Origin of the sequence: Micromonospora sp. WMMA1976, from assembly GCF_027497335.1 — a bacterium.
GTDB lineage: Bacteria > Actinomycetota > Actinomycetes > Mycobacteriales > Micromonosporaceae > Micromonospora > Micromonospora aurantiaca.
Genome location: NZ_CP114912.1, coordinates 5,752,631 through 5,770,430, shown reverse-complemented (window position 1 = coordinate 5,770,430; position 17,800 = coordinate 5,752,631). Strand labels below are relative to the sequence as shown.

The following is a 17,800-nucleotide window of genomic DNA, read 5'->3' as shown; positions in this document are numbered from 1 at the left end:
CGCACCATGTCCGACGCGGAACTGACAGTCACCCTGGACGGCCCGGTGGCGACGGTGGTCATCCACAACCCGGCCCGGCGCAACGCCATGACTCCGGCCATGTGGCGGCAGCTCCCGGTACTGCTCGACGGCCTGGAGGCGGACCCGGCGGTACGGGTGCTGGTGCTCACCGGTGCGGGCGGCACGTTCTGCGCCGGCGCCGACCTGGGCGACCTGGACGAGCTGCTGGCGGCCGGTGACGGCAGCATCGCGGTGGCCGCCGAGGAGCGGCTGGCCGCGTTCGGCCGCCCCACGGTCGCCGCCATCGAGGGTGCCTGCGTGGGCGGCGGCTGCCAGCTCGCCGTCGCCTGCGACCTGCGGCTGGCCGCGGCGGACGCCCGGTTCGGCGTACCCCCGGCCCGGCTCGGCCTGGTCTACCCGGCGCCGACCACGCGGCGGCTGGCCGCGCTGGTCGGTCCGTCGGCGGCCAAGCACCTGCTGTTCACCAGCGAGCTGGTCGACGCCGAGCGGGCGCTGCGGATCGGCCTGGTGGACGAGGTGCTGCCGACCGGTGAGCTGGCCGGGCGGGTGGCGGCGCTGACCGCCACCATCGCCGAGCGGTCCCGGCTCACCGTGACCGCCGCCAAGGAGATCGTCGACGGGCGCGCCGACGCCGACCGGCTCGCCTGGTGGCACGCCCAGGTGCGGGACAGCGGCGAGGCCCGCGAGGGGGTGGCGGCGATCAACGAGCGCCGCCCGCCGCGCTTCGGCTGGACCCCGCCGACCACCCACTGACCGCCGTTTGCCCGGCATCCCCCGATGGGTACGTCCCGGTCGTCGAACGGGGGACCATCGTGGACGGTGATTCGGAACGCCGGGAGATCAAGCGGGGACGCCGTCGTGTGCGGCTGCTGCTGGTCGGCACGGTGCTGACATTCGCGCTCGCGTCGCTGCTGGTCGGGCTGATGGCGGACGGTGCGTTCCCGAGCAGCTGGCTGGAACGCGGCGACCCACCCGACTGGGTGGAGGTGACCGGCCTGGTCCTCGCGGTGCTGGGTATGGGGCTCGAAGTCGTCGCGCTGGTCCGCATGGTCCGCGGCGGCAGCTACCGGGCCGACCGCGAGTCGCGGCTCTGGGCGCTGAGCTTCCGCCGTCGCCGGGAACTGGCCCGCGCCGTCCGGCGCGGGGTCGTGGACTCCGCGGATGACCTGCCGTGGCTGCGCATCACCGCCGCGCAGATGATCCGGCAACGGCGACTCGTGCCGTTGTTCGGTGGCCTGGTGACGATGAACCTCGGCCAGTTGCTGCTCAGCCTGGCGCCGATCTGGTTCGTCCTGTCCGGCGTCGCCGCGGTGGCGTTCGCGCTCGCCTGCGGGCAGATCCTCCGGGACGTGCCCCGGGCCGAGGCGTTCCTGCGGGAACACCCCGGCGATCCGGTGGTCACCGCGCCGACCGGCTCCGGCTGACCTGGGCCAGCAACTCGTCCACCGACCACTGGTCGGAGGCGTGTTCGCCGTATTTCTCGGCGAGGACCCGACCGTCGGGTGCGATCAGGAAGTCGGCCGGCAGCCCGAGCCGCCCGCCGTGCGGGGAGGTGGACGGCAGCTTCTCCCGGCCGCGCAGGACGTGCCAGGTGCCGGTCACCACTGCTCGCAGGATCGGCAGCCAGGCGCGCGGGTCGAGCAGCGAACGCCGCGCCGACTCCACACCGAACTCCCGGTAGAGCCGCCGGTCCGGATCGGCCACCACGGCGAACGGCAGGTCCGCGACGTGCTCGCGCAGTTCGTCGGCGGGGGAGTGGAAGAGCACCACCTCGCGTACGCCGGCCGCCTCGATGTCGGCGTGCCGGCGGACGATCGAGCGCAGGTGGAGGTTGCAGACCGGGCAGCCGGCGAAGCGACGGAACTGGAGGTGGATCAGGCGGTCCGGATCCGGCAGGTCGATTCCGGCGCCGGTCACGCTGGTCAGGTGGCGAGGGGTGACGACGTCCATGCGCGCTCCCGTTGTAGGCGTACGACGTACTCCTACAACCGTAGGCGTATCTTGTACGCTGTCAAGGCCATGCCCCGTCCCCGTTCCCTGACCCACGCCCAGCTCGCCGACGCGGCGCTCGCGGTGCTCGACCGGGACGGCCTCGCCGGCCTCACCATGCGCGCGGTGGGCGCGCAGCTCGGCACCAGCACGATGGGCCTCTACCGCTACGTCGCCGACCGCGACGAGTTGGAAGCGCTCGTCGTCGAGCGGGTCCTCGAACCGGTCGACACCCGCCCGCCGCCCGCCGTCCCGTGGGCGGACGGCATCCGTGACCTGGCCGAGCGGGTACGCCGCGCGGTCGGTGTCCACCCGGCGGTGGTGCCGTTGCTCCCCGCGTACCGGCACCGCTCGCCGACGATCCTGCGCTGGGGCGAGGCGGTGCTCGCGGTGCTGACCGGGGCCGGCTTCACCGCCGTCGGACGGGTGATCGCGTTCCGCGCCCTGCTCGGTTACGTGGTCGGGGCGATCCAGATGGAGCACCTCGGCGCGCTGTCAGGCCCCGGAACGGCTGTCATCGCGGCGCTGCCCCGCGACGAGTTCCCCCTGCTCGCCGCGACCGCGCGCGAGGCCGGCGCGGTCGCACCGGAGGACGAGTTCGGCGGCGGGCTCGACCTCCTGCTCGACGGGCTGGCCCGGCGGCTCGACAGCTAGGCGCCCTGGTGGGACCGGCGGGCGCGGCGCCGGGGCGTACCCCCGACACCGCCCCCTGTGCCCGCCGGCCGTCGGTCACCGCGCCAGCGCGGCCCAGCTCGGCGTCACCGGCTCCCGCCGCAGCGGCATGCCCGCCTCGGCCGGGGTCCGGTCACCCTTGCGCTGGTTGCACGCGTAGCAGGCGGCGGTGGTGTTCCCCCAGGTGTTCCGGCCACCGCGCGAGCGGGGCAGGACGTGGTCGATCGTGCTCGCCGCGCCGTCGCAGTACGCGCACTTCCGCCGGTCGCGCGCCAGCACCCCGGCCCGGGACCAGGCCGGGCCGGCGCTGAACCGCCAGCGGGTCACCACGTACCGGACGAGGCGGACCACCCGCGGCAGCGGGAAGACGCCGATCACCCGGTCCGGCTCGGCCTCGTGGATCTCGGCGACCCGGCGGCAGAGCATCCGGATCGCGTGTTTGACGGTGACCCGGTGCAGCGGGCCGAGGTCGGCGTTTATGACGAGGACGGCGTCCACCGGGTTCTCCCTTCACGATCGGCGGTACGGCGACGAAAAAGCCGCCCGGTCCACGGGGACCGGGCGGCGACGACGGGACGCGCGACGCGCGTCAGTCGTGCCCTCCGGGCCAGGGACCGTGTTCCCGGCAGCCGTCGCCGAGCAGCCACGACGTCATCGTGGTGGCGTATCGCAGCGACATCGACGGCTCCTGGAACGGTGGTTGACCTTGCGCGCTCACGGTAGATCGATCCGGGAGTCGTGGCCAACGTATTTCGATCCGTCGTCGGCGGGCCGCCGCTGCCGTCCGGCCCGCCCGGCACGTCTCGCGGCGGTGAGCGGTCTGTCGATCCGGGCGGTCATCTGCACCACCAGCTCGCTGTCCAGCAGCGGGCGGTTCACCTCGGCCGCCACCGACAGCGTGGGCGTGGAGATCGACCGCCAGATCGCGGTGAGGCCCGCGCCGAGGCCGACGAGCGCCACCGCAGCCCGGGTGGTGGGGGAGCCGGCCGCAGCGGCGGCGCTGACCCCCACGACCGCGAGCAGCACCACCAGCAGTGGTGCCAGCACCGGCCAGAAGATGCCGCGGGCCGCCTGCGCCACCAGCTTCCGGTCCCGGATGACGACGTTGCGGGCGATCACCGCCCAGTTCTCCTCGTCCAGCAGGTCGCGCGGGTACAGGCCGCCGGTCAGCACGTCCTGCCACAGGTCGCCCTGGTTGCGCAGCTCGCGGGCCAGCTCCGCGAGCCCGGCCTCGCCCGGGTCACCCACCGTGGCGCGGCCGACAGCAGTGGCCCAGGCGGCGAGCGAGCGGCGCACCACGGCGGCCGAGTACGGCGGCAGCACGCTCGCCAGCTCGTCCAGCCACCTGCTGATCTGGAGGTGTCGGCCACCGAAGCGCGCGGCCAGTTGGTCGGCGTCGCCACGTCGCACGGTGTCGGCGAGCGAGCGCCCCAGCCGGTACGCCACACCCACCCGGTGGTTCGTCGCCATCGTCCAGCGCAGCACGTCGATGTTGAGGTCGTCGAGCGCGCGCAGCAGCGGCTCCCGGTCGGTGCCGGTGGCGCGGCGCGCGGCGGCGGTGGACGGCACGGTACGGCCGGCAGGGGTCAGTGGCGCGATCTGCGCCAGCGCCACGTCCACGCCGTCCAGATACATGCCGAGCCGGTGCCGTCCGGCCAGCTCGGTCAGGTTCGACAACTTCGGCGGTGCGGCCACCGGCCGGTTCCCGCCGTCGGTCAGGTCGGCGGTCTGCGCGTGGTGGTAGGCGTCCGCCATCGACCAGCCGAGTCGCAGCGCGGTGACCACCGCGGTCCGTTCGTCCCGCGGTGTCCCGTGCTCCTCGTCGCGCCGCTCCCGTGTCGCGGTGCTCACCGCCCGACCTCCCGTGTCACCGGATCAGTCGAGCGTAGAGCCGTTTTTGGCCGCTTACGGGCGTTTTGCGGGGGTGCGACCGGCCAGCAGACCGCGTGGACGGATCGACCGGACCGGCTCGGCCGCCGCCCCCTCGGCCCGCAGGATGTGGTTCGCCGCGATGATCCCGGTGGCTGCCGACCGTTCCATCAACGCACTCGGGAACTCCGTGCGGATGCCGTCCCCGGCCAGGTAGAGGCCCGGCGCGTCGGTCTCCACCCCGGGACGCCAGGCGTGGCTACCCGGCGTGAACGCCGGCGCCTGTGCCTCGACCCGGGCGCGCAGCTCGCGTACCCGCAGGCCGGCCACCTCCGGCCAGAGCGCGGTCAGCTCCCGCAGCATCCGCGCGGCCAGCTCGTCGGCCGGCACGTCCGGCTCGCAGGCGTACGCGTGCAGCTCCACCACCGAGCCGCCGGTCTGCTCGGCCCAGCGGCGGGGCTCGTCCTCCAGCCGGTGGTAGAGCGTCACCGAGTCCAGCGTGGGCTGCCGGGAGACGCCGCTGAACACCGCCCGGTCCGCCCGGACGTCCCCGTCCATCCAGTAGCGCGCCACCGCGTACGGCGGCCCGGGCGTGCCGAACGCGGGCATCCGCGCCACCAGCTCGGGTGCCGCCGCGACCAGGCCGGGGGAGGCGCCGACCAGCGCGGCGAGCGCGGGCGGATCCACCGCGAGCACCACGTGCGACGCCTCCCAGACGTCACCGTCGGCGCCGGTCACCCGCCACCCCGCCGGGGTACGGTCCAGCCGGGCCGCCGCCGAGCCGGTCGTGACCCGGCCGCCGTGCTTCTCCACGTACCGGGTCAGCGGCTCCCAGATCGCGGTGCCGTAGTCCCGATCAGGGCAGTCGAAGGCCAGTCCCTCCGGGTTGCCGAGCAGGTAGAAGTGGAACTGCGCGATCATCTCGGCGGCCGACATCTCCGCCTCGTGGTTGAAGAACGAGTGGGAGAAGACCTCGAACAGCATGGCCCGCGCTCGGTCCGGCAGCCGCAGCGAGGTGAGCAGCTCGTCGGCGGTCCGCTCGTCGAACTCCTCGTAGGTGCGTACCGGGTCGTAGGTGAGCAGCGGCAGCGCCGCGTCCCGATCCATCGTGCGCAGGTCCGCCAGGCGCAGGCTCGGGCTGCGCAGCAGCAGCGCCAGCAGGTTCGCCGGCGGCGCGGGCGGCAGCTTGCCGAACTCCTCCGTGGGCCACTGCTCGGACAGGATCGGGTAGCCCGGGATCGGCTTGAGGAAGCCCAGCGCCGGATCGACGCGGCGCAGGATCGACCGCCAGTTCCAGTACTGCCGGAAGAACGCGTGGAAGCCGTGCTCGTTGCGCTGGACGCCGTCGGACAACTCCTCCGGCCAGGCGCCGAGCCGTCCGCCGAGGTGCGGCGCCGCCTCCAGCACCGTCACCGCCACGCCGCGCTCGGCCAGCACCACAGCCGCCGACATGCCGGCGATGCCGCCGCCGACCACCAGCGCCGGGACCGGTCGCGGCACGCGGTCGGCGCCACCGCCGCCCGGGTCCACCAGGTGCTCGCGTACGCCGATCAGACGACCTACCACTTGCGACAGACTCACGGGCCATCCTCCAGTCGGCGGTGCTCACAGTCTGCCGGTCGGGTGGGCAACCCGCTGGGTACGCGTCGACGGGGCGTTCACGGCAGGCAGCGGCGGGGGCGGTCCGACGGGGGCCAGACGTACTCCAGATCGGGGGAGACGTCGGTGAACAACCGTGCATAGTGGGCGGGGTCCTTGCGCAGCAGCGACGAGCGGTGGCTGCGGTGCAGGTCGTCGCGGCCCAGCCAGGGCGGCAGCTCACCCGCGGCGGCCAGCTCGTCCTGGGTACGGATCAGCGGGATGCCGCAGGCGGCGGCGAGATCGGTGGCGAGCGTCCCGGCGCAGGTGTCGGCCCGGCCCGGCTCGCACCACACCGCGCACATGTCCAGCCCGTACCGGGTCAGCGCCTCCTCGTACCCGGCCCACATCTTCACCGCGGGGTGGTTGCGCCAGCCGTAGTCCGGCCGGGTCAGCCCGCGCAGCACCTGGATCGTCTCCACCCGCTGCTTGCCCAGCCGCTTCTGGTCCAGCGTGCGCGCGCTGGCCAGGAAGTCCGGATACGGCAGGAACGTCTGCATGCCGGTGCTCTACCCGTACCCGCCCCCGCCATGCGTCCATGATCGCCGGGGCTGCGCACATCGCGAGCGGCTGACTACGATCCGGACATGGCCGAGCCTCTGCGCGACCGCGCGCGCCGCGCGACCGGCTGGCGGCTCCGGATGAACGGTGACGAACGCCCACACTACGTGGTCTGCGGCTCCGACCCGCTCGCCTACTGGGTGGTCCGGTCGCTGCTCGCGACCGACAACGCCGACGGCCGGGTGCGGGTGACGCTCGTGGTGCCTGGTCGCCGCCGGTCCGAGGGCCCCGACGGCCGCGACGTGCCCGGGGTACGGGTGGTGACTGCCGAACGGCTCGACGAGGCCGCGTTCCGCCGGGCCGGGCTGGCCGGGGCGGCCGGGCTGGCCCTGTTGCACCAGGACGACGTGGGGAACATGCACGCCGCGCTCTGCGCCCAGGAGGTCGAGTCGCGGCTGCGCCTTGTGGTGCGGATGTTCAACACCAACCTGGCGGACGGGCTGCGGCAGCTCTTCCCCGACTCGGCGGTGCTCTCCGACGCCTCGATGGCCGCACCCGCCTTCGTGGCCGCCGCGCTGGGTGAGGTGGCGCCGACCCACTTCCGGCACGCGGGGCGCACGCTCTACGTGGCCCGCCGCGACGACGTACCCCAGCAGGACGTGGTCTGCGGCCTGGCCGTCACCACGGATCCGGACCTGGTCCGGGTGCTGCCCGCTGACGAGGCGGCGGCCGACGTGGTGCTGGCCGAGGCGACCGGGCGGCCGGCGGGCACCGAGGTCGCCGCGCGGCGGCTGGTCCGGGCGCGGCGGCGCCGGCAGCCGGTGGCGGTGCTGCTGCGCGCGGTCCGCCACTTCGCCACCCGCAAGATCGGCATCGCGGTGCTGGTGCTGCTCGGGGTGATCGCGGCGCTGGGCTGGCTGAACGCGCGGGCCGCCGACGTGAGCTGGAGCGAGGCGATCTACCTGACGCTGGTCACCACGCTCACCGGCCAGGATCCGGACGTCGGCAAGCCGGTAGCGGCGCAGGTGATGCAGGTGGTGCTCAACCTGGCCGGGCTGGCGCTGATCCCGCTGATCACGGCCGCGGTGGTCGACGGCATCGTCAACGCCCGGCTGGCGTTGCACGCGGGCCGGGTCCAGCCGGACCGCTCCGGGCATGTGGTGATGGTCGGGCTGGGCAACATCGGCACCCGGGTGATGGCGCAGTTGCACGACTTCGGCGTCGAGGTGGTGGCGATCGACAAGAACCCGGACGCGCGCGGCGCCGCGCTGGCGCGCCGGCTGGGGGTGCCACTGATCGTGGGCGACGCGGGCCGGGAGGAGACGCTCCGGTCCGCCTCGGTGGACACCTGCCAGGCGCTCGTGGTGGTGTCCACCGACGACGGGACGAACCTGCGGGCCGCGCTGATCGCCCGGTCCCTCGACCCGGACCTGCGCGTGGTGCTGCGGCTGTTCGACGGTGACTTCGCCGAGCGGATCCAGCAGGCGTTCGGCATCGGCATCTCGCGCAGCGTGTCCTATCTGGCCGCGCCGGCGTTCGCGGCGGCCCTGCTGGATCGCGCGGTGGTCGCCACCATCCCGGTCGACCGGCACGCGCTGCTGGTCACGGAGGTGCCGGTGGTGGCCGGTTCGCCGCTGGACGGCCGTCCGCTGAGCGCGGTGGCCAGGCCGGGCGAGGTACGCCTGCTCGCGCACACCCGGCCGAGCCAGAAGGCCGACTGGTCGGCCGACCCGCGTGTGGTGATCCAGGCCGGTGACCGGCTCACGGTGGTGGCCCGGCGGGCCGGGCTGACCGCGCTGCTCCGGGAGACCACGCCCGCGCCGCCGCCGGCGCCCACCGGCCCGCCCGTCGCGCGCCGCCCGCAGGAGTGACCGGCCGCGTCAGGCGGGTCGCCCACGGCGGCGGACGGCGTATCCGAGCGCGCCGAGCGCGAGCACGCCGAACCCGGCGAGCACGCTCGGCAGTGGCAGGTTGACCACCAGCACCAGGCAGCCGACGAGCCCGAGCGCGGCGAGCAGCCGTACCGGGACGCGCCGGTCCGGGTCCGGGCCGAGCGTCAGCGCCGACGCGTTGGTGATCGCGTAGTAGATCAGCACCGTGCAGCTGGAGAAGCCGATAGCGCCCCGGATGTCGCCCACTGTCACCACGGCGATCACCACGGCGGCCACCGCCAGTTCGGCGCGGTGCGGCACCCGGTGGCGCGGATGGACCGCCGCCAGCGCGCCCGGCAGGTCCCGACGGCGGGCCATCGCCAGCGTGGTCCGGCCGACGCCCGCCAGCAGCGACAGCAGCACCCCGGTCACCGCGACTGCCGCACCGGCCCGGACCAGCCAGGCCAGGCCCGGGTGCCCGGCGGCGGTCACCACCTCGACCAGTGGCGCGTCGGTGGACGCCAGCCGGTCGGAGCCGAGCACCCCGAGCGCGACCACCGCCAGCGTCAGGTAGATCGCCAGCACCGCGCCGAGCGCCAGCGGCACCGCCCGGGGGACGGTGCGCTCCGGGTCGCGTACCTCCTCGCCGAGCGTGGCGATCCGCGCGTACCCGGCGAAGGCGAAGAACAGCAGGCCGGCGGCGGTCAGCACGCCGCCCGCGCCGATGCCCGCCGGTGCGGTGAGCCGGTCGGCGGCGACCTGCGGCGCGCCGGTCGCCGCGACCACGGCGAGCACCGTGAGCACCACCGCGACGAGGACCCGGGTGGCGGTGGCGGTCTTGCCGATCCCGCGCAGGTTCACCGCCGTCACCGCCACCACCGCGAGGACCGCGACGAGCCGCGCCCGCCCCGGCCACAGGTACGCCCCGACGGTCAGCGCCATCGCCGCGCAGCTCGCCGTCTTGCCGACCACGAACCCCCAGCCGGCCAGGAAACCGGCGAACGGGTGCAGGCGCTCCCGGCCGTAGACGTAGGTGCCGCCGGACTCGGGGTAGCGGGCGGCGAGCCGGGCCGAGCTGGTCGCGTTGCAGTAGGCGATGAAGCCCGCGACCGCCAGCGCGACCAGCAGGCCCGCACCGCCCGCCGCAGCCGCGGCCGGTGCGAAGACCACGAAGACACCCGCGCCGAGCATCGAGCCCAGACCGACGACCACCGCATCGGGTACGCCGAGTCGCCGCGCCAGTTGTTCCACACCGGCAGCCTAGGGTGCTCAGGTGAACGGTAGGTGCCCAGCGACCGGAAATTGACGAAAATGATTTGTGTAATTTAACCGGTGCTCAGCGGTGGCTGATTGCGGAGGGTCTGGGTAGAGTCGTTTACGCAGGTCAAGTGCTTTGCGAATGTTCCGCGCCGATTATCCGATGGCGATGATCAGATTTTTTCTGCGCCGATCGGGCGATGGTGCCCGCGATTCGGCACAAGCAATTTCCGGAACGTCTTCTCCGCGAACGCGGGAGGTACCGCACATGACGCTCTTCGGCTGGGACGCCAGTGACTACGACGTCGACCGGGGGTTGACGGCCGATCGGATCCGGGAGGCCCGCGCCGCGGGCATCGACTTCATGACCTACAAGGGCACCGAGCAGTCGCGCGACGGCACGTTCCACAGCCAGTACTACGGGGTGATGCTCACCGCCGCGAAGGACGCGGGCATCCCGTTCCTGGGCATGTACGTGGTGGTGCACTCCGACGTCTCCATCGAGGACCAGGCCACCACCGCCATCGACTACGCCGACAAGCACACCCCCTGGTGGCGCACCTACGACGGGTTCTTCTGGCAGATCGACCTGGAGCGCTGGCCGACCGACGACGTGCCCCCGCGCATCGGCGTCGACGTGGGTGAGGAACTGGAGGAGCGCACCGGCAAGGTGGCGGTGATGTACGCCTCGCGCGGTGAGTACGGCGACGACGACCTGGGCGACTTCCCGCGCTGGAACGCGGACTACCCGTACCGGGTGGCCGAGGACTTCAAGGCCGCGTACGCGCGGGCCGGCGGGGACTCCGGGCCGGGTTGGTCCCGCTACGGCAAGCCGGCGGAGACGCCGCGCATCTGGCAGTTCACCGATTCGGCGATCATCGGCCGCCAGCACACCTGCGACGCGGACGCGTTCCGCGGCACCACCGACGACTTCGCGAAGATGATCGGGGAGAAGACGTCCACGACGACGAAACGGGACGTGATCGCCACCTTCCACAGCACCGCGCACGCCGGCGACACGCTCGACACCACTGACGTCTTCCACGCCATCCGCTGGGCCACCGGCCTCTACCACTGGACCGTGCCGGAGACCGGGCTGGTGAGCATCCAGGCGACAGTCGACCTGCGCGGGCTGCGGCGCGACGACCTGGTCCGGATCCGCGCCGAGTACACCCGGCCCGGAGACTCGGAGAACGACACCCCGCTGCTACGGCAGGAGCGGGTGTCGGTCGACCCGGAGACCACCGGCGGGGTGTTCGTGGTGAGCACCCCGGACGAACGGGTCGAGCTGCCGAAGGGCACCCAGATCCGCATCCAGGTGGCGGTGCGGCCGGCGGACGGCGACCACCGCCGCAAGCTCACCTACAGCACCCGTACCCGGATCAGCATCGTGGAGATCCGGCCGGCCGGCTGAGCGCCGCGTCCGCCCGTCACCGCGTTCCGGAGGTGGCGGCCGGCGCGGACCAGGCGACCGGCCGTCCCCGGTCGCCGAGGCGACGCGGCAGCGGCAGGTCGTCCCAGGGCACCCGGTGCAGCAGGCGGTCCAGCAGCAGGCCGAGCAGCAGCCCGGCGACGGAGTCGGTCAGCCAGTGCCAGCCCAGGTAGACGGTGGTGCAGAAGACCACCGCCGGGGGCACCACCCGGACCGCGGTGACCAGCCCGGCCGGGACGGTACGGCCGAGCGTGCGCACGAGCGGGGCCAGCAGCAGCGCCAGGACGCCGTACCAGACGATCGAGTTGGCGACGTGCCCGGACGGGTACGACTGCGCGAAACGCACCGGCAGGTCGTGCTGGAACAGCGGCAGCGTCTGCTCGGGCGACAGGAACGGCTCCTTGACCGAGGCGCTCGGCGCCGGCCGGGCCGTCCACACCTTCAGCGGGCCGACCGTGAAGAACGTGAGCACGAAACCGGCCACCGGCGGCAGCAGTGGCCGTACCGAGCGCAGCCGCCACGCCAGCAGGACGCCCAGCCCGGCCGCGAGCAGCGTCAGCGGCGTGCCCTGGCCGAGCAGGTTCAGCGTCATCGCCACCCAGCGGGCGGCCGCCGGGCGGTTCTCGTCGGACCAGTCGGCGACCGCCCGGTCGAGGCCGAACAGGTGGCCGGAGGCGAGCGCGACGGTCAGCGCCACCACTGCCGCGAGCAGCAGCCCGTCGAACCACCACCCGGCCGGCCGGACCGGCCGCAGCCGCAGGTCACCGCGTACCCCCGAGGTCTGACGCACGCGACCACGCTACCGGCCGCGCGCGGCGGCCGGGCGGCGCGGGCATCGGCGGCTGTGTGCCCAGCCACGAAGGGAAGCGCGGCGCGGGGGTCAGCGGTCACACTGGTTGCCGTGCGGATCACCTCGGCTCTCGTCGACCCGGCGCTGCTCGACCTCCCCTGGTCGACCCCGCTGGAGCAGTGGCCTGCCGAGCACCTGGTGGCGCTGCCGCAGGGCATCTCCCGGCACATCGTGCGATTCGTCCGGCTCGGCGGGTACGTCTACGCGGTGAAGGAGACCGGCGAGCGGGTCGCCGAGCGCGAGTACGACCTGCTGCGGGCGCTGGAGCGGATCGACTTCCCGTCGGTCGAGGCGATCGCGATCGTGGCCGACCGGCAGACCGACGACGGCGAGCCGCTGGACCCGGTGCTGATCACCCGGCACCTCCAGTTCTCGCTGCCCTACCGGGCGCTGTTCTCCAACACGCTGCGCCCGGAGACGATGAACCGGCTGCTGGACGCGCTGGCCGCGCTGATCGTGCGGATGCACCTGACCGGCTTCTTCTGGGGCGACTGCTCGCTGTCCAACACGCTGTTCCGGCGGGACGCGGGCGCGTTCGCCGCCTACCTGGTCGACGCCGAGACCGGGGCGCTGTACCCGTCGCTGTCAAACGGCCAGCGCGGCGAGGACCTGGAGATCGCCCGGGTCAACATCTTCGGCGAGGCGCTCGACCTCCAGGCCGCCGGACTGCTGCACGAGTCGATCGACCCGGAGGTGGTCTGCGAGGAGGTCGTGCGGCGCTACGAGCGGCTCTGGCACGAGATCACCTACGAGCAGCAGGTCGAGCGCTCGGCCCGGCACGACATCGAGCGCCGTATCCGCCGCCTCAACGAACTGGGCTTCGACGTGGCCGAGGTGGCCATGTCGACAGTCGACAACGGGCGCTACCTGGTCCGGCCGAAGGTGGTCGACGCCGGCTACCACACCCGGCGGCTGCTGCGCCTGACCGGCCTGGACGCGGAGGAGAACCAGGCCCGCAGGCTCCTCAACGACCTGGACGCCTACCGGCTGGAGAGCGACCTGACCGACGAGCAGCAGGCGGCGCACCGCTGGCTGACCGAGGTCTTCGAGCCGGTGGTCCGGGCGGTGCCCGCGCACCTGCGCCGCAAGCTGGAGCCGCAGGAGCTGTTCGCCCAGATCATCGAGCACAAGTGGCTGCTCTCCGAGCAGGCCGGGCGGGACGTCGGGATGCGCCGGGCGGTGCAGTCGTACCTCGCCGACGTGCTGGTGCACCGCCCGGACGAGCAGGCGGTGCTCGGCGTCGAGGTGCCCACGGTCTGACGCCCGGGCGGATCACTCCACCCAGTCGCCGCCGCGCATCACCCGCACCACGTTCAGGTCGTCGTCCAGCATCACCAGGTCGGCGCGCAGCCCGGCGACGAGCGCGCCCACCCGGTCGCCCAGGCCGATCGCGCGGGCCGGGGTGGTGGCGACCATCCGGCAGGCGTCCGGCAGGGCCACGCCCGCGCCGACCGCGTGCCGCAGCGCCGCGTCCATGGTGAGCGTGCTGCCGGCGATCGCGCCGTCGCGGCTGAGCCGGGCCACCCCGCCGGACACGGTGACCGCCTGGCCACCGAGCTCGTACTCGCCGTCGGGCATGCCGGCGGCGGCCATCGCGTCGGTGATCAGCGCGGCCCGCTCCGGGCCGGCCACCGAGGTGGCGAAGCCGAGCATGCCGTCGTGCAGGTGCACGCCGTCGGCGACCAGCTCGCACACCACGTTCGGGGCCTCCAGCAGCGCCACCACCGGGCCGGGCTCGCGGTGGTGCACCGGGCGCATCCCGTTGAACAGGTGGGTGCCGACGCTCGCGCCCGCGGCCACCGCCGCCCGGGTCTGCTCCCAGGTGGCGTCGGTGTGCCCGACCGCCGCGACCACGCCGTGCGACACCAGCAGCTCGATCGCCTTGGTGGCGCCGTCGCGCTCGGGAGCGATGGTGACCATGCGGACGGCGCCGCCGCCCAGCTCGATCAGCTCGGTCAGCTCGCCGGTCGACGGGTCGCGCAGGAACTCCGGATTCTGCGCGCCGCAGCGGTCGGCGGACAGGTACGGGCCCTCGAAGTGGACGCCCGCGAGCACGCCGGACTCCACCAGTGGGCGGTAGGCGGCGGTCGCGTCGCGCATCAGCTCGAACGGGGAACTGACCAGGCTCGCCAGCAGCGTGGTGGTGCCGTGCCCGAGGTGGAACGCGGCGGCCTGCCGCGCCGACTCCGCGTCGCCGGTGGTGAACGTGTGGCCGCCGCCGCCGTGGGTGTGCATGTCCACGAAACCCGGCACGATCCAGTGCCCGTCGCGCACCGACGGATACTCGGCCACAGCGGTGATCCGCCCGTCCGCGATCTCCACGCAACCCTGCCGGATGACGCCGGTCGGGGTCACCACCTTGCCGGTCACGCGCCGGGTCATCGACTCTCCTTCGCCAGGGTGTCCAGGGCCAGCAGGGCGGCGCCCAGGCAGCCGGCCTCGTCACCGAGGCCGGCCGCGACCAGGCGCGGCTCGCGGTGGAACGTCAGCCGCTCACGTAACGCCGTCCGCAGCGGGTCGAACAGCCGGGGACCGGCCTGCGCCAGCCCGCCGCCGAGCACCACCGTCGAGACATCGTAGAGCGCCTGCCCGGTGGCGAGTCCGTCGGCGAGCGCCTCGACCGCCTCCTGCCACACCTCCACGGCGAGCGGCTCACCGGCCGCCGCGCGGTCGGCCACCTGGGCGGCGGTGGTGGGCGCACCGGACAGCTCGGCGTACCGGCGCCCGATCGCCGACGCCGACGACACCGCCTCCAGGCAGCCGGTCCGCCCGCATCCGCAGCGCGGGCCGCCGGGGCGGACCAGGATGTGGCCGATCTCCCCGGCGGCGCCGTGCGCGCCGGTGGTGGCCGACCCGTCGACCACGTGGGCGGCGGCGATGCCGGTGCCGATCGCGACGAACAGCACGTGGCCGCCGTCCCGCCCGGCGCCGAGCCGGGCCTCGGCCAGGCCGCCCGCGCGCACGTCGTGGCCGAGCGCCGCCGGCAGTCCCAGCCGCGTGCCCGCCAGTTCCCGCAGGGGTACGTCCCGGAAGCCCACGTTCGCCGACCAGACCGCGACGCCGCGCGCCTCGTCGACCACCCCGGGTACGGCGATGCCGCAGGCCACCGGCGTACGGCCGTCGGCGCGGGCCTTGCCGGCCAGCCCCTCGGCCACGTCGAGGATCGTGCCGACCACCGCCTCCGGGCCGCGCTGGGCGCCGGTGGCGTGCCGTTCGGTGTGCACAGTCGTGCCGTCCGGCCGGACCAGGGCGCACTTCATCCCGGTGCCGCCCACGTCCAGCGCGACGACGACCTCGTCGCCTGTGCTCACGCCGTGGGCTCGCTTCGCTCGCTCACGCTGTGCCGGCTGGGCATGCGCTCACGGCCCTCGCTTCGCTCGGTGCGTTCGCTCATGCTGTGCTGGCTGGGCATGCGCTCACGGCCCTCGCTTCGCTCGGTGCGTTCGCTCATGCTGTGCTGGCTGGGCATGCGCTCACGGCCCTCGCTTCGCTCGGTGCGTTCGCTCATGCTGTGCTGGCTGGGCATGCGCTCACGGCCCTCGCTTCGCTCGGTGCGTTCGCTCATGCTGTGCTGGCTGGGCATGCGCTCACGGCCCTCGCTTCGCTCGGTGCGTTCGCTCATGCCAGGACCACGGACCGAGTCAGGTGACGCGGCGCGTCCGGGTCGAGACCGCGGCTGGTGGCGAGCGCGACCGCGAAGCGCTGGGCCAGGATCAGGTCGGCCATCGGGTCGACCGGGTTGCGGCCAGCCGACCAGCTCGTCAGCACCGTGCGCCAGCCGTGCGTGCGGCTGTGCACGAACGCGGCGCCGGTCGCGGCCACGTCCTCGGACAGGCCGTCCGGGATCTCGCCGAGCGCCCAGACCAGCCGGCCGGGCGCGGCGACCGAGATCGGGCCGTGCCGGTAGTCCATCGCCGGGTACGCCTCGGCCCAGAACGTGGCCGCCTCGCGGCACTTCAGCGCGGCCTCCTGGGCCAGCCCGACGGTCCAGCCGCGACCGAGGAAGGTGACCTGCTCGATGCCGGCCGGGTCGATCGGCAGCGGGGCGCGTACGGCGACCTCGGCGTCGGCGGCCAGCCGTCCGAGGTCCTCGCCGAGGTGGGCGCGCAGCAGCGCGAGCGCGGTGGTGGCGAAGCGGGTCTGCACCACCGACCGCTCGTCGGCGAAGGGCAGCGCGACTGTGGCGTCGGCGAGCGTGACGGCGGCCGAGTCCGGGTCGCCGACCAGGACCGTGGTGGGGATCCGTCCGCGCAGCGCGGTGAGCAGGTCGAGCACCTCGGTGGTGGTGCCGGAGCGGGTGATCGCGATGAGCCGGTCGTACCGGCGGCCGGCCGGGAACTCGCTGGCCTGGAAGGCGTCGGTCTCGCCCTGGCCGACGGACTCGCGCAGCCCGGCGTACGCCATCGCCATGAACCACGACGTGCCGCAACCGACCACGGCGACCCGCTCGCCGGGGCGCGGCAGGTGCTCGGCGACGGTCGGGGCGAGCCGCGCCGCCTCCCGCCAGCAGTCGGGCTGGCTCGCGATCTCCGCGTGCACGTACGCCATGACAACTCCTCCCCAGGGGAGACCTTGCGCAATACGGCGCGATACGGCCGCCTTTCGCGCGTCATTCTGCGCGAAACCTGGTGGTCGTGGCAACCGTCTCCCCGTTCGCGCAGCGCAGGGTTTTGCGCGGACCCAGTTTCGCGCACTAGTGTGCACGCAACCGATCACCGTTCACGCACAGTCTGGGGAGGGCCCCGCGGTGGACCGCTACGCGCGCTGGAACGCGCTGCTGGAGATGCTGACCGACAGCGGCCGGGTCAGCGTCGAGGAGGCGGCCGGGCGGCTCGACGTCTCCCAGGCCACCATCCGGCGCGACTTCGACCAGCTCGCCCAGCAGCAGATGATCACCCGTACCCGGGGTGGCGCGGTCGCCAACGGTGTCTCCTACGACCTGCCGCTGCGCTACAAGACCGCGAAGCACTCGGCCGAGAAGCAGCGGATCGGCACCGCCGCCGCCGCACTCGTGTCGCCGGGCACCGTGGTCGGTCTCAACGGCGGCACCACGAGCACCGAGGTGGCGCGGGCGCTGGCGGTCCGCCCTGATCTCAACACCAGCGCCGAGGGCGCCCAGCTCACAGTGGTCACGAACGCGCTGAACATCGCCAACGAACTGCTGGTGCGCTCGCGGATGAAGGTGGTGGTGGCCGGCGGCGTGGTCCGGCCGAAGTCGTTCGAGCTGGTCGGCCCGCTCGGCGGGGCGCTGCTGCGCGAGGTCACGCTGGACGTGGCGCTGCTCGGCGTGGACGCGATCGACCCGCAGCTCGGCGCCGCCGCGCACCACGAGGGCGAGGCGGCCATGAACAGCCTCATGGTGGCCCGGGCCAAGCGGGTCGTCGTGATAGCCGACTCGTCGAAGCTGGGTGGGCACGCGTTCGCCCGGATCTGCCCGGTGGACCGGATCGAGACGCTGGTGACCGACTCCGGCGCGGCCCCCGATGTGGTGGCGGCGTTCCGCGACGCGGGCGTGCACGTCGTCTGCGCCTGACCTCTCCCGACACACCGACACTGCATACCGGGTATTGCCTTCGGGTGCATACCGCGTATGGTGTCGCTGACGCCTACTTATCGGGGGAGGTCAGCTGTGTCGGCTGTCCTGGAGATCGAAGGTCTCCGCAAGACGTACCGGAGCCGGAAACGCGGGGTTCGCCACGC

Annotated in this window: 18 protein-coding genes; 7 read left to right on the top strand and 11 right to left on the bottom strand. The window is 73.8% G+C overall.

Going from position 1 to position 17,800, the window contains the following annotated elements:
• The first annotated feature begins 6 nt into the window (after positions 1-6).
• Both O7546_RS26625 and O7546_RS26620 read left to right on the top strand, forming a co-directional pair.
• Positions 7-774 (top strand): enoyl-CoA hydratase/isomerase family protein, encoded by a 768-nt coding sequence (locus tag O7546_RS26625; RefSeq protein ID WP_281600150.1) that lies wholly within the window; start codon positions 7-9, stop codon positions 772-774.
• Between the two features lie 59 nt (positions 775-833).
• Positions 834-1,445 (top strand): hypothetical protein, encoded by a 612-nt coding sequence (locus O7546_RS26620; protein ID WP_281600149.1) that lies wholly within the window; start codon positions 834-836, stop codon positions 1,443-1,445.
• On the opposite strand, the gene O7546_RS26615 is transcribed toward O7546_RS26620, so the two are convergent.
• Positions 1,420-1,971 (bottom strand): peroxiredoxin-like family protein, encoded by a 552-nt coding sequence (locus tag O7546_RS26615; RefSeq protein ID WP_269697749.1) that lies wholly within the window; start codon positions 1,969-1,971, stop codon positions 1,420-1,422. The genes O7546_RS26620 and O7546_RS26615 overlap by 26 nt on opposite strands.
• 69 nt (positions 1,972-2,040) lie before the next feature.
• On the opposite strand from O7546_RS26615, the gene O7546_RS26610 reads away from it, so the two are divergent.
• On the top strand, positions 2,041-2,664 hold the full coding sequence (locus O7546_RS26610) for a TetR/AcrR family transcriptional regulator C-terminal domain-containing protein (RefSeq protein WP_269697748.1): 624 nt from the start codon (positions 2,041-2,043) through the stop codon (positions 2,662-2,664).
• A gap of 75 nt (positions 2,665-2,739) precedes the next feature.
• Here O7546_RS26610 and O7546_RS26605 read toward each other — a convergent pair whose 3' ends face one another.
• From O7546_RS26605 to O7546_RS26590, 4 genes are all read right to left on the bottom strand, one after another.
• Entirely contained in the window at positions 2,740-3,180 is a 441-nt protein-coding gene (locus tag O7546_RS26605) for an HNH endonuclease (protein ID WP_269697747.1), read from the bottom strand.
• 216 nt (positions 3,181-3,396) lie between these two features.
• Positions 3,397-4,533, bottom strand: a complete 1,137-nt coding sequence (locus O7546_RS26600) for a hypothetical protein (RefSeq protein ID WP_281600148.1) — start codon at positions 4,531-4,533, stop codon at positions 3,397-3,399.
• 54 nt (positions 4,534-4,587) lie between these two features.
• Complete coding sequence (locus tag O7546_RS26595) at positions 4,588-6,132, bottom strand: FAD-dependent oxidoreductase (RefSeq protein WP_269697745.1); 1,545 nt, start codon at positions 6,130-6,132, stop codon at positions 4,588-4,590.
• Between the two features lie 77 nt (positions 6,133-6,209).
• On the bottom strand, positions 6,210-6,689 hold the full coding sequence (locus O7546_RS26590) for an MSMEG_6728 family protein (protein WP_269697744.1): 480 nt from the start codon (positions 6,687-6,689) through the stop codon (positions 6,210-6,212).
• A gap of 87 nt (positions 6,690-6,776) precedes the next feature.
• Between O7546_RS26590 and O7546_RS26585 the strand changes: the two genes are divergently transcribed.
• On the top strand, positions 6,777-8,561 hold the full coding sequence (locus tag O7546_RS26585) for an NAD-binding protein (RefSeq protein WP_269697743.1): 1,785 nt from the start codon (positions 6,777-6,779) through the stop codon (positions 8,559-8,561).
• Between the two features lie 9 nt (positions 8,562-8,570).
• Here O7546_RS26585 and O7546_RS26580 read toward each other — a convergent pair whose 3' ends face one another.
• Positions 8,571-9,812: an APC family permease gene (locus O7546_RS26580; RefSeq protein ID WP_269697742.1), complete on the bottom strand. Its 1,242-nt coding sequence runs from the start codon at positions 9,810-9,812 to the stop codon at positions 8,571-8,573.
• A 274-nt stretch (positions 9,813-10,086) separates the two neighbouring features.
• On the opposite strand from O7546_RS26580, the gene O7546_RS26575 reads away from it, so the two are divergent.
• Positions 10,087-11,232, top strand: coding sequence for a hypothetical protein (locus O7546_RS26575; protein WP_281600147.1), 1,146 nt, complete (start codon positions 10,087-10,089; stop codon positions 11,230-11,232).
• A gap of 16 nt (positions 11,233-11,248) precedes the next feature.
• Here O7546_RS26575 and O7546_RS26570 read toward each other — a convergent pair whose 3' ends face one another.
• Positions 11,249-12,040 (bottom strand): phosphatase PAP2 family protein, encoded by a 792-nt coding sequence (locus O7546_RS26570; RefSeq protein WP_269697740.1) that lies wholly within the window; start codon positions 12,038-12,040, stop codon positions 11,249-11,251.
• A gap of 111 nt (positions 12,041-12,151) precedes the next feature.
• Between O7546_RS26570 and O7546_RS26565 the strand changes: the two genes are divergently transcribed.
• A complete protein-coding gene (locus tag O7546_RS26565; RefSeq protein WP_194801883.1) occupies positions 12,152-13,360 on the top strand; it encodes a DUF4032 domain-containing protein in 1,209 nt (402 codons plus the stop codon).
• 12 nt (positions 13,361-13,372) lie between these two features.
• Here O7546_RS26565 and nagA read toward each other — a convergent pair whose 3' ends face one another.
• Genes nagA through O7546_RS26545 form a run of 4 tightly spaced genes read right to left on the bottom strand, consistent with a single transcriptional unit; the run spans position 13,373 to position 16,648 of the window.
• Positions 13,373-14,482: an N-acetylglucosamine-6-phosphate deacetylase gene (gene nagA, locus O7546_RS26560; protein WP_269697739.1), complete on the bottom strand. Its 1,110-nt coding sequence runs from the start codon at positions 14,480-14,482 to the stop codon at positions 13,373-13,375.
• Positions 14,479-15,360 carry an ROK family protein gene (locus tag O7546_RS26555; protein ID WP_281601186.1) on the bottom strand — a complete coding sequence of 294 codons (882 nt, stop codon included), beginning with the start codon at positions 15,358-15,360 and terminating at the stop codon, positions 14,479-14,481. The genes nagA and O7546_RS26555 overlap by 4 nt, the downstream gene beginning before the upstream one ends.
• A 47-nt stretch (positions 15,361-15,407) precedes the next feature.
• Entirely contained in the window at positions 15,408-15,722 is a 315-nt protein-coding gene (locus tag O7546_RS26550) for a hypothetical protein (protein WP_281600146.1), read from the bottom strand.
• The gene (locus O7546_RS26545; RefSeq protein WP_194801879.1) at positions 15,719-16,648 is read right to left on the bottom strand and encodes a sugar isomerase; all 930 of its coding nucleotides are present in this window, start codon (positions 16,646-16,648) and stop codon (positions 15,719-15,721) included. The genes O7546_RS26550 and O7546_RS26545 overlap by 4 nt, the downstream gene beginning before the upstream one ends.
• Positions 16,649-16,847: 199 nt before the next feature.
• Between O7546_RS26545 and O7546_RS26540 the strand changes: the two genes are divergently transcribed.
• Positions 16,848-17,633 (top strand): DeoR/GlpR family DNA-binding transcription regulator, encoded by a 786-nt coding sequence (locus O7546_RS26540; RefSeq protein WP_194801878.1) that lies wholly within the window; start codon positions 16,848-16,850, stop codon positions 17,631-17,633.
• The last annotated feature ends 167 nt before the right edge of the window (positions 17,634-17,800 follow it).